At 34.6% G+C, this 11,993-nt stretch carries 14 protein-coding genes; 6 read left to right on the plus strand and 8 right to left on the minus strand.

Annotated elements, in window-relative coordinates:
- Positions 1-36 precede the first annotated feature (36 nt).
- From I6G50_RS06145 to I6G50_RS06180, 8 genes are all read right to left on the minus strand, one after another.
- Positions 37-639: an L-threonylcarbamoyladenylate synthase gene (locus I6G50_RS06145; RefSeq protein WP_003136650.1), complete on the minus strand. Its 603-nt coding sequence runs from the start codon at positions 637-639 to the stop codon at positions 37-39.
- A gap of 1 nt (position 640) precedes the next feature.
- The gene (locus tag I6G50_RS06150; RefSeq protein ID WP_197908257.1) at positions 641-1,069 is read right to left on the minus strand and encodes a GNAT family N-acetyltransferase; all 429 of its coding nucleotides are present in this window, start codon (positions 1,067-1,069) and stop codon (positions 641-643) included.
- The gene (gene prmC / locus I6G50_RS06155) at positions 1,070-1,882 is read right to left on the minus strand and encodes a peptide chain release factor N(5)-glutamine methyltransferase (protein WP_197908258.1); all 813 of its coding nucleotides are present in this window, start codon (positions 1,880-1,882) and stop codon (positions 1,070-1,072) included.
- Between the two features lie 27 nt (positions 1,883-1,909).
- Complete coding sequence (locus I6G50_RS06160; RefSeq protein WP_042753311.1) at positions 1,910-2,446, minus strand: hypothetical protein; 537 nt, start codon at positions 2,444-2,446, stop codon at positions 1,910-1,912.
- Positions 2,446-3,519: a peptide chain release factor 1 gene (gene prfA / locus I6G50_RS06165; protein ID WP_003136646.1), complete on the minus strand. Its 1,074-nt coding sequence runs from the start codon at positions 3,517-3,519 to the stop codon at positions 2,446-2,448. Before prfA ends, I6G50_RS06160 begins: the two co-directional genes overlap by 1 nt.
- A 44-nt stretch (positions 3,520-3,563) precedes the next feature.
- Positions 3,564-4,139 (minus strand): thymidine kinase, encoded by a 576-nt coding sequence (locus tag I6G50_RS06170; protein ID WP_042753313.1) that lies wholly within the window; start codon positions 4,137-4,139, stop codon positions 3,564-3,566.
- Between the two features lie 1,299 nt (positions 4,140-5,438).
- The gene (locus I6G50_RS06175) at positions 5,439-7,412 is read right to left on the minus strand and encodes a glycoside hydrolase domain-containing protein (protein ID WP_197908259.1); all 1,974 of its coding nucleotides are present in this window, start codon (positions 7,410-7,412) and stop codon (positions 5,439-5,441) included.
- Between the two features lie 5 nt (positions 7,413-7,417).
- A complete protein-coding gene (locus I6G50_RS06180) occupies positions 7,418-7,777 on the minus strand; it encodes a hypothetical protein (RefSeq protein WP_197908260.1) in 360 nt (119 codons plus the stop codon).
- Positions 7,778-9,044: 1,267 nt separating this feature from the next.
- Here I6G50_RS06180 and I6G50_RS06185 point away from each other — a divergent pair.
- The 6 genes from I6G50_RS06185 to I6G50_RS06210 all read left to right on the plus strand — a co-directional run bounded on the left by I6G50_RS06185 (position 9,045) and on the right by I6G50_RS06210 (position 11,950).
- On the plus strand, positions 9,045-9,224 hold the full coding sequence (locus tag I6G50_RS06185; RefSeq protein ID WP_197908261.1) for a hypothetical protein: 180 nt from the start codon (positions 9,045-9,047) through the stop codon (positions 9,222-9,224).
- A gap of 189 nt (positions 9,225-9,413) precedes the next feature.
- Complete coding sequence (locus I6G50_RS06190; protein ID WP_197908262.1) at positions 9,414-9,620, plus strand: hypothetical protein; 207 nt, start codon at positions 9,414-9,416, stop codon at positions 9,618-9,620.
- A gap of 730 nt (positions 9,621-10,350) precedes the next feature.
- The gene (locus I6G50_RS06195; protein WP_081165962.1) at positions 10,351-10,590 is read left to right on the plus strand and encodes a GlsB/YeaQ/YmgE family stress response membrane protein; all 240 of its coding nucleotides are present in this window, start codon (positions 10,351-10,353) and stop codon (positions 10,588-10,590) included.
- A 26-nt stretch (positions 10,591-10,616) separates the two neighbouring features.
- Entirely contained in the window at positions 10,617-11,177 is a 561-nt protein-coding gene (amaP, locus tag I6G50_RS06200; RefSeq protein ID WP_197908263.1) for an alkaline shock response membrane anchor protein AmaP, read from the plus strand.
- Positions 11,178-11,186: 9 nt separating this feature from the next.
- Positions 11,187-11,375 (plus strand): DUF2273 domain-containing protein, encoded by a 189-nt coding sequence (locus I6G50_RS06205; RefSeq protein WP_003136918.1) that lies wholly within the window; start codon positions 11,187-11,189, stop codon positions 11,373-11,375.
- Between the two features lie 23 nt (positions 11,376-11,398).
- Complete coding sequence (locus I6G50_RS06210) at positions 11,399-11,950, plus strand: Asp23/Gls24 family envelope stress response protein (RefSeq protein ID WP_197908264.1); 552 nt, start codon at positions 11,399-11,401, stop codon at positions 11,948-11,950.
- Positions 11,951-11,993 lie beyond the last annotated feature (43 nt).

The following is an 11,993-nucleotide window of genomic DNA, read 5'->3' on the forward strand; positions in this document are numbered from 1 at the left end:
TATATCTAAAGCAAAGTTCCGAACCAAATTATCTGTTTAGACAATTTCAGACAATTCTGGGACTTCTTTAAGGATCTCGTCTGCAGTAATGGCACCTTGTCTGAGGATTTTTGGTTGATTTGCCGAGAGATCTAAAATCGTTGTATCCAAACCATAGACACTATCGTCTTGAATAGATAGAGCTGCTTTGTCTAAAATGTCTGATGTCAAATCACTGTAAAATCTTGGGCTAGGAGAGCCTGTCAAATTTGCAGAAGGCCCCACCAAAACTCCTAAGGCTTTTATGACTTCTTGTGTAGCCGGGATAGAAGGCATACGGAAACCGACTGTTGTCTTTCCCACATGAATCCATTCAGGTACTTCGGGGCTTGCTTCCAAGATAATAGTTAACGGACCAGGAAGAAATGCCTTTACTAACTTTTCAAGGTAAGGAGGCTGGTGGAGTGAGTATTTTAGGATTGTTTCGTAGTTAGCCACGTTCATGTTAAGTGCTTTTTCGACTGGCCGACCTTTTACAGCATAAAGTTTTTTAACTGCTGATTCATTGTTTGCATCCGCAAAAATTCCATAAACTGTTTCGGTGGGTAAAACCACCAACTCCCCTGATTTTAATGCTTCTATTGCTTTTTCTACTGACATTTTATAACTCCTTTCTTAGGTAGCTTTTATCTTTAAGTAATTTACCTTTCTCATAAAGAGGTGACTCATAGTGCTCAATGAAATAATCTTTGATTTTATGTGAAAATTCAAAACCACAGCTTTGATAAAATTGAATATTTCCTGAAACTTCATCTGTTCCAACTGTCATTATCCCTTGCCCTCTATAGTAATCGAAAAGATACGTCAGAAGTTGCTTGCCGTAGCCTTGACCTTGAGCCTGCTCTGCCACCGCTAAATTCTCAATTTCAAGATTTGAGTTCACGATACACACTGCCTTGACTTCCGAATCCTCACTCAGAACAAATAATGTACCCTCTTCTAGGTAAGACCTAATATGCACTAGGTCATCCGCTAAAAGAAGCAAAGGAATAAAAGTTTCTTTATGAGCTTTTATACGTTTAAATTCCATTTATTTCACACTTATCATCCGGTCTTTTCCGAAGATATCTTGGTGAAGGCTGACTGTTTTCTCCGGAAAATGTTTTTGGAAAAGTGCTCTTAGAACTGCACCCTGCTTATATCCTATCTCCAAGTAGATTTTACCTTTGGGCTGCAAGTAGACTTGCGCATTTTCGGCAATCTTCTCATAAATTGCTAAGCCTTGATGTTGTGCAAACAGCGCATGATCTGGTTCAAAACGGATTACAGACTGATCCATCTCGTAGGTTTCATCATAAGCTATATAAGGTGGATTAGAAACGATAATATCATAGCGTTCTTGCAGATTTTCAAATACATCAGATTTCAAAAAATTCACTTTAAGTCGATGAGTTGAGGCATTTTGACGCGCTATTTCAAGCGCCTCCTCCGAAATATCAGATGCTGTGATTTCCCAGTGCTTTCTCGCTTTAGCTAAAGACAAAGCGATAGCTCCCGAACCTGTTCCAATATCTAAAACAGACATTGGATAATCATCATTATCCAATAGAATCATCTGTACAAGTTCTTCAGTTTCTGGACGTGGAATCAAGACACGTTCATCTACTGCAAGTTTCATGTCACAGAATTCCGCCCAACCGACAATGTATTGTGGTGGTTCATTATTTTTTAGGCGTTGAGCAATAGACTTTAATTTTGCCAAATCTGTTTCAGAGATGTCTTCTCTTTGCAAATTCAACCATTGTAATTTTGTTAATTCGTGTAAATCTCGCCAGACAAACTCTAGAGCATACGGCTCTTCTAAATTGCTGGAGAATTGGCGCACGGCCTCAATCCATAACATTTTTTCTTTCCTTTCTCCTCCTTCATTTTAAAGTAGAGGAAAAACTCGGCCCAATAGATAAGTCACTATCGGAACTTTAATATTATCTTGTGCAAAAAGGACAGCATTCTCATTGCGTGTCCTGTTCTTCTCGTTGACAATATTTTCCAACTTTCCAAGAGCGATTGCGTTGAATTTTTTCATGGTGATATCCAAAGGCTGTCTGCTAAATTTTCCATAATCAGCAAGCGAAAGTACTTTTTTGCGCTTACTCCAGTTATCTCCCGATTTGAGCTCTTGCCAGAGACGACAGTAAGCATTATTCTTATAAAAATCAATGCTCATTCGTACACGTCTGTCTAGTCTTTGGAGATGCTTTGAAGGACTTTCCACATTTTCAATACTTATCCAGTAGTCCTTATTTACCGCCTGACAATAAAGTAAGTCAAAGCGGGTATCTTCTCGACTCACCTCAAAAACCAGCACTCTGGTATCGACGTCTTTCACTCTTTTTGCAGTTTCCATCCGTCTTTGCTCCTCAGCTTTAAGCTGGATATTAAACCCGTCAAACTGAAAATTATCCATTATTTATTTAACTCTGCCAATTTTTCTGTTTGATCATAAACCACGAGGGCATCGATGACTTCATCCATTTTTCCTGAAAGGATGGTATCTAATTTTTGCAAAGTCAATCCAATGCGGTGGTCTGTTACTCGGTTTTGTGGGAAGTTGTATGTACGGATACGTTCTGAGCGGTCCCCAGTCCCTACAGTCGACTTACGTTCAGCGTTTTGCTTGTCTAATTCAATTTGTTGATAATAGTCAAACACTTTTGTATTCAGCAATTTAATCGCTTTGTCTCTGTTCTTCTGCTGTGTACGTTCTTCTTGCATTTCAACTTTGATACCTGTTGGCAAGTGAACCATACGTACAGCTGTTGCAACCTTATTGACATTTTGTCCACCAGCACCTGAAGCGTGGTAAATGTCTACCCGAAGATCTTTTTGTTCTATTTTCATTTCAAATTCTTCAACTTCGGGCATTACAAGTACTGTCGCAGTCGAGGTATGCACACGCCCTTGTGTTTCCGTAGATGGAACACGCTGTACACGATGGGCTCCAGATTCATATTTGAGTTTGCTATAAACAGAAGTTCCTGAAACAAGCGCTGACACTTCTTTATAACCCCCAATACTGGTCATACTTGCTTCCATGATTTCAAACTTCCAACCTTGTGATTCAGCATAGTGTTGGTACATATTAAGCAAATCACCAGCAAAAAGTGCTGCTTCATCTCCTCCTGCAGCTCCGCGAATTTCTAAGATAATATTTTTATCATCATTAGGATCTTTTGGAAGCAAAAGGATTTTTATTTTTTCTTCAAGGACTTCTTTTTCTGACTTGGCTTCGGAAAGTTCCTCTTTGAGCATCTCTTTCATGTCGTCATCAAGTCCACTTTCCCCAAGCATTTCTTCACTGTCGGAGATGGTTTCAAGTACTTTTTTATATTCGTTGTAGGTTGCTACAGTATCCCGTAAGTTTGCTTCCTCACGCGACAGCTCCATAAAACGCTTTGTATCATTAACAACCTGAGGGTCACTGAGTAGCTCTCCCAGTTCCTCATATCGTCCTACCATTGTTTCAAGTTGATCAAACATTTTTTATCTTTTCCTTACTTATTTCATTATTTTAGATGATGGAATTACTTGTTTTTCAAGGGATGAAAGTAATGCTTACGGCAAACTGGAATATAACTTTCATTTCCCCCTATCTGGAGTTGTTCTCCTTCATAAACAGGTTCTCCTTCAACCATGCGTAAAACCATGATTGCTTTTTTACTGCAATACCAGCAAATTGTCTTAATCTCTTCTATTTTATCTGCTAAGAGGAGCAAATACTTAGAGCCTTCAAAAAGTTCATTTCGAAAATCATTTTTTAAACCGAAGGCCATGACTGGCACATCTAAATCATCAACAACGCGTGCCAAGTCATAAATATTTTGCTTACTGAGAAACTGTGCTTCATCAATCAACACGCAGAAAGGCCTTACAGGAAGACTTTCTACATAATCATAGACATTCATCGTTTCGTCAATAGCTACAGCTGCACTGCTCATACCTATTCGGCTAGCTACTACACCAACTCCAGCGCGCGTATCCAAACTTGAAGTCATAATCAAAACAGGTTTTCCCTGTTCTTCATAATTATGGGCAACTTTCAAAATTTCAATACTTTTGCCTGAATTCATACTGCCATATTTGAAGTACAATTGTGCCAATTTTCTCTCCCCTTTATAAAAATGGCTTAAAAGCCCTTTTTCATTCAATTCTGCCCACTTTTCCCACCAAATGGCTGAAGAAGTTTTACTAATCGTGTTCAATTTTTTGGTTTAATTCTTTAGATATGTGGTGTGACATGCGTATCTATTATTAGTAATTCCTGACTAGAAAATCGCCAGTCTACCCTCGTCTTTTTTCCATAGCTTTAAAAGAATGATTCAACTATTAAAAAGTATGTGGTTGGCTAGATTGAGTATATAATATATATATCTATGATTTTCATAACCTTTACAAATTCAATAGCTAGAGATATAAAGGAGGATCTATAGTAACAATCTCCATTATCGTGGCTAAAATAAAAAATATACTTATATGAAAAAACACTTGAATTTTAAAGTTTGTAAATACTGATATTTCATGATTTTCAAATTCAGCAACAAAACGCTTTATTTGTTTCGTCTGTTATTTACTGTCATTACTTTTTATCTCCAGCTGTAGTTTTCTAACTTCCTGCTTTCCATCTACAGCTTTCATATTTTTCTTCCTTTTCTTTCAGGAAAGGACAGAATAAAAATCATTTTTATTATATCATTTTTATCTATATTTTTCTCTGTCTTTTATTTTCAAAAATTCATCAAATTCAGGAAAGCACACCTCTCCACATTCTAAAAAATTGCTCTTAACCTTAATATTCACCGATCACTTTTTTGCTACTTATCCACTTATTTTATCTATCTTCCTTCTCTTCACTGGTTTACAGTATGCTGTAAACCCATAAGCATCCTGACTAGTGAAATTAATAATACTTTGAATTGTGAGGGAGATTAGAAACTAGCGTATCTCAAACGATAATAAACTATATTGATAGCTTTGCATTTAATTCTACATTTGGTATTATTAACTTTTGAGATGCTGGTGGGTAATAATGTTATAAAAGGATGAATTATAAGCATCTTTTTATATGTGGCGAAATAAAAATATAATATAAACCGTGTTCAGAAAACCACCATTTTATGGACAATACTTATTTTTGTTTTTGTACATTAATTACAACTACTCTCCCCTCCTTCGGATAGTATCCTCAATATTCTAAAAAGTATCTGATTTTCTTACATAGTTTTGACTATAGACTGCTAAAGATGAAATTATAGATAGTCAAAACTCAGTAATTTCTAACAATAAAATATTCAAGTGTTATCATTGCTAATTAGCTAACATAAGTTCGAAATGATTAGAGGAAGTATCAGAAAAATACTCAGAAAAGCTTAATTTCTGAGTATTTTTTATTATAATATTATTTAACTTTTTTTCTGTATATAATTCGCAAAGGCTAGACAAACATCTTTTCCTTCCGCAACAGTATGATCAGGAACAGCAAAGTGCTTTAAAAAGAGTAGTCGAGTTGCGACAACTTCTGGATCAATACTACTATATACGAACCCTTCTGCTTCATTTAACATCTTATTATAGTCACTATTAAATCTGTTTTCATACACTAATTTAAAGCGATCCATTGCATCAGACTGTAAGTAGTCAAGGTATAAAGAAGTAAGTGTTGTATCCAGATTGTCATTTACCTTCTTAGCCATATTCATCGCATCAACATCAACAATCATATCTTCCATTGAAAATGCATTACCTGGAATAGGTTCTAATTGAGCAATTAATGCCTCCGCACACTGCAAGAAAGAGTCATAGTTCTTCTCATTATCCTGAACAGTTCTAATAAATGTAAGAAGATCCCCAATCCACCCACAAAAATTACTTAATCTATTTTCAATAGGCCAAACTGAATCATAAATATATGCATTTAATGCTGCCATAAAATGTGATATATCTATATTTAGTCCTGTCGCAGGATCAACAGGTTTAATCTTATTTTCAATTGACATCCCTAATTTTTCTTTTGAGTAATCAATCCATTTTTGATCAATTGGTCCAGCAAGTATATCCCATTGCCAACCTACATAGCTTGGAGCATTAAAATAACGATATAAGCCGCAAATTCTACTATTAATACTAGATGTATTTAAAGCGATATTATTTAGTGTAAGATATTCTCTTACTGCAGTTTCTATATTTAGGAATTGTTCAATAAAATCATCATTTACTCCATGACTATCTACTGAACTTTCTCCATTATATCTGTTTGATTTAATATCATTATCTATTTCAATATAGCTGTCTCCACTACCAGTTGCTATCGTTGATATTTGGTCAAAAGCCCAATTTTTTGGCAATGGAAATCCTAAGTTTCCACTAAAGCCCGTTGACATTCCACTTACAAAGCTTGTACTTACAAAGCCTTTATCTGAAACTTGAATACAAACATTCCGAGAACCATAAACCCCAATTTTATAACCTGACATATTTTTAATAAAACTATCTTTAATGCCTTCAAAATGAGGAATTATATTACTCTGTATGTCATCTCCTGTAGCATCGTAGTCAATCGCAAAATATATTGTAGTCCCTGGATTGAAGCCATATCCTTTTGCGGCTAGAATTGCGGCTTCAGCATCTTGGGAGCCTTGTTCATAATTAAAGTATGCTGCTTCCCCTCCATAAGTTTGATAAATTGGAAATATTGTTAGCTTATTTCTAAAAATTGTTTCTAATTCGCCAGGTTGTATTTTTTTATTTAAGTCAGTACCTTCCACATTTGTTAAATATCGACCTACAGTTTCAACCCCTCGTTTAATTAATTCTTTTGCTCGAGCATCAGTAATTTCTGTAACACAATCACAAGCTTTACCAACTCTGTCTGGATCTCCTGTACTTACAAGAAGGGAGGCCCATGTTTGAAAATCTCCTATTCCATTTTGAGGTAATAAGGCAAAAGCTTGAAAAACCATAACCTGACTTGATGTCGAACTTGTAAAAGTACCATCAAATGGAACATTATATCCATTAAAAATCATTGCAGCTTGAAAAAGATGTACAAAGAAATTACCAGAATCACTGTCTCCAACATTCAATGGATGCTCTTTAAGCCCTGCTTGAGTACCTGGTCCAAAATTCCCGTTTGCTGTATCATCATCCATACCAATTTCATATTGAATAGCATATGTCAAATATACTTGTACACTCCTTGAAAAGTTACCATCACACGGCATATAATAAAATTCTCTTCTGTTAATGTACTTATTATTAAGCCATTGTTGTACGCTTCTAATTTGCTCGCTTCCATTTCCAATTACAACATATGCATCCATATTTAAAATTGCTTTAAATACCTTAGGTGTAACGATATCCCCAGCTTGTCCTGTCATATCTTTTAAAATATTTTGAATACTATTTTGTGTTGTTGAATCAAAAGTCCCCCAATATCAGAACCTGAATAACCTTTACAATAGAGGCCTGCCTGAATTAGTTTAACTACGTTTTTAGGAGTATTTGTTGAAATTCCTATCTTGGGATATTTTTGAGAAAGTAAACTAAATGTCGTCGGACCAAAGGCTTCTGATAAAGCCGTAATCCCAAGCTCGACTTGTAGCCCCATAGTGAGGGCAAACATTGTAGGCCAACCCGTTTTACCATCTTCTTTTACTTTTTCAAAACCCTCATTACTACCATAGGTTGCATTTACCCATTTTTGTGCAGCTAATACCATATCATCTTTTAGTGTTAAACTCATTGCTTCTCCTTTTCAGATTTACTTACTTAAAATGTCTTATCATTTATGCCGAATATACTTCTATATACACCTCCTTTCTTATTCAACAAAATTGTAACACCCCCTACCCAATTAGTTTAGGTTACCTGACCTTTCGGGAGTAACACAAAATAGTAAGAATAAATGTTAAAATAACTTATATAAATAAAAAAGAACTGGAAACATACCTTATGTCAATTAAATTTAATCCAAAAATTGTCGCTGCGATTGTTTTAACAGTTAACACAGTAATAACCTTACTTATAATACTGCTCCCCTCTTCATTTAGTTTTTTTTCTAATATCAACTCTTTAACAATTGTGCTTTCGTATTTATTTATTGCAAGTACTCTGTGTTTAGTTGCTCAGTATTTTGCTCAAAAAAAAGGAGATAATGCCTATTTTCTTTGGCTTCTTTCCTTAATTGAATTGTTTTTTATTGTGTTCAGACTTCTTTCTTCCTCTTTGAATTTTTGGCTTTTTCTTTACTCTTTAATTATTCTCTATCTTTTTTACCTTTTTTATAACTCATTTAAACAAAATACGGTCAAATACTTTCCTTATATTCTTTACTCTTGCTTATTTCTTTTGCCAATTTTACTTTATATGTTTTGCCTAATATTTATTTACTTTTTTTTAATGGGTTAAAAATTATCGTTATATAACTCTCAACGTATTCGTTTTAAGTAATATACTTAGAAGTAGGAGAACACATGAAAAAATTGTACTATTAATTTTATCTCTTGGAACTATAGGAGTTGTTTCACACTCAATTAAAGCAGATGTAAAAGAGTATACAAATTCAGAGCAACATTCTCTTGCTCGTTGTTCTGAAACTACAGAAACTAGTAACACACCTAAACAGAGTGTTAATGAGCTTTTTAGTAATTTAAAAGATACTGACAAAGGTAAGCGAACTTACTAAAATAGCTAAAACTTATGACAGTAACAGTAGTAATGCAATCACCGTAGCACAAGCTAAAAAAACTATGGTTAGGAACGTAAAGAATGATATTGCTCTTGAAAAAAATCTAAATTAGATTCTACATTAGGGGAGCACTCCTCCAGACCCCGTTACTAGTTATCGCGTACTTGTTGCCGGAGAAGTTTATAATTCTCAAAAATTCAGTAGTAATTGAGGTCAATTTTCAGGTATGGTTTTCTTAAATAGAGGCTCCTCACATGAAGTTAATGGATGGCTTGATTGGAAAATCAATGTCGATTTAGGAACAGTGGGTGATGTGCAAGACATGTATAATTTATACAAATTAGGATGGGCGACTTCTAGTATAATTATCTATCCAGGAGATGACCATAAACGTCTTTATCCAACAACTGGACAGTGGTTTGCATATGCTACATATAATGCAAAAGCGGTACTACTTATAAGGTTAGAGGAACTAGAATTGGATAAACAAGGGGGAGTATGAAAAAAATATTATTAGGCGCTGCCTTTCTGTCTATAGTATGTAGCGGTTGTTTTACTGCCAAATAAAACTTGCTCTACCATATTAACGGAAAACCAGTCAAAAAATCTAATTAAATCTATACAGGTTAATCCAACAATAAAATATTGTCTAGATTTTTATATGGGTTATACATAAGAACAAGTTAATAAAATGTCCAAGGATTGGTACGACAAAGGTTATGCTGTTCATACACCAGGTTCTGGATTAACTTATACAGATGAGACTTTTGATCAAAATAATACAGATGAAGTAGAAAAAGAATATAGTAATAATACATTTGTAAATCCAAAAAACACTCCTTGTCATACTACACTTAGCGAAATAAAAACTGCATTACGAAAAGCTAGTATACTTTAAGTAGGTTAAAAATAAAAAAATCTAGAATATTGTCCTAGATTTTTTATAGCAATAATTTATTCAGTAGAATGACCACTATAATGAAGATACACTCACCCTAATTGATCAGATATATCTTATTTTTGCTTAATATCATTTTTACAATTGTTATGTCCAGAAAACCACCATTTTCTGGACGCTTTTTATTTTCTACAAATTTTCATCAATATCTTTTATATTTTATGTTCATTAACTTGTAATTTAATCTGTGTTCATTTATATGTAGTTTTAAATTATAATACATGTTTGAGAAGAACATTAACCACTAATACACACATATATACACATACATATAACAGTATTAGGTTATCAATATAACTTATGTTAACTTTTCGAAAAATCCTACTTTTATTGATAAATGTATTTAATAATAAAACACTGAGGAAATTTTCTGTCTCCTCGGTATTTTGTATTACCACTATCACTATTATTGTTTTTCATAAATGTTAAGTTATGAGCTTCTTTACTTCTTAAATCTATATGAAATATTAGAATAACTCTAAGGTTGAGCAACCATAAATAGAGTACCTAATTACCTTCTCCACAAAGCTTGCAAAATAAAATAAACAAGATAATATTTAGAACATTATAAAATATAAGCAAATTATTGGAAATTGGTATAGATCTGTGTTAGTTTTATATTAGTCGCATATGTAACTAAAAACTACAAAAATTGGAAAAGGAGAATTTTATGATTTGGTCGTTAATTGTTGGAGCCATTATTGGTTTAATCGCAGGAGTTATTACTAAAGGGGGATCCATGGGTTGGATCGCGAACATCTTGGCAGGGCTTGTTGGTTCTGCGGTTGGTCAAGCACTCTTAGGAAGCTGGGGCCCTTCTTTAGCCGGAATGGCACTTATCCCCTCAATCATTGGGGCAGTAATTGTCGTTGCTGTAGTTTCCTTCGTGCTCGCAAAAATGAATCATTGAGTTAAAGAATCTAGAAAGGAGGCCCTGTGTCATCTGGAAAGAAATTTATACTTATAGTGTTTGACATCCTTTTACTTTCCATTGTGGTGCCTGTTGCTTGGGATTACTACAATGTCGTGGAGTATAATGACATGATGAGCACTTCAAGCCAACTTCTCTATGTTGGGGAATACATGCCTATGTACTTATTCTGGGGAAATGCTATCTTAGCGGGTATCTTAATTTTAGCTTTGATCATCATTGCATTCTACCCTCGCACCTATATAGACATTACACTCTCCAACCAGGGAGGAAAGCTTACTTTAAAACGTTCTGCTATTGAGGGACTTGTTCGTGAAAAAGTTATTGAGAACGACTACCTCAAATCGCCAAACATTGATGTTATTTTACATCGAAATAAAATAGACATTGATGTGAAAGGGGAGATCATCCCTCGGGTAGATATCGCAGAGAAGGCTCAATTATTGGAACAGGAAATAGTTGATAGCTTAAAACTTTTCTTTGGGGTAGATCAACCCGTAAAAATAAAAGTTGAAGTGAATGCTATAAATAAAGAAGCGAGTTCAAACCGCTCTCGTGTAATATAGGAGGTGTCAATGGATTATCTAGAAAGATATCGATATCCAATTATTGGAGGCATTATCGGTGGTATAGCAGCCATTGCCATCTTCACAATTGGATTCTGGAAAATGATTCTTCTCTTGATTTTAATAAGCTTAGGCATAATGGCGGGTTTATTTTTACAAAAGACAGGCATCATTGAACAACTTAAAAATCGTAAATAATTTATAAATAAAAGGAGAATTTAATGGTACAAGAAAACATGAAATCGTTTGGAACAATGGCTGAAAATGATAAAGTGGATACTCAAACCCATGAGCATGACATCAAAGGTGAGTTGACTTATGAAGATAAAGTCGTTCAAAAAATTGTAGGCTTGGCCCTAGAAACCGTGGATGGTCTTCTCTCTATCGAAGGTGGCTTCTTCTCTAACTTAACAGGCAAACTTGTGAACACTGATAATGTGACTTCAGGAGTGGATGTAGAAGTTGGAAAAACTCAAGTGGCTGTAGATTTGAAAGTCATTACAGAATACCGTAAAAATGTCCCTGAGATTTATGATCAAATCAAAGATGTTATCCGTAAAGAAGTCGCAAATATGACCGACTTAGATGTTGTTGAAGTGAACGTTACAGTTACAGATATCAAGACCAAAGAGCAACAAAGAGAAGACGAAGTAACCGTTCAAGATCGCGTTGTGGATGCGGCTCAAAGTACAGGTAAATTCACTTCAAAACAAGTGGATAAAGTAAAAGATAAAGTGGATGAGGGGACTTCAGAAAATAGTCGAGTAAACTAATAAACTTGATTTCTAAATAAAAGATATCTATGTTAATATAAAA

Source organism: Lactococcus garvieae (assembly GCF_016027715.1).
Taxonomy (GTDB): Bacteria; Bacillota; Bacilli; order Lactobacillales; family Streptococcaceae; genus Lactococcus; species Lactococcus garvieae_A.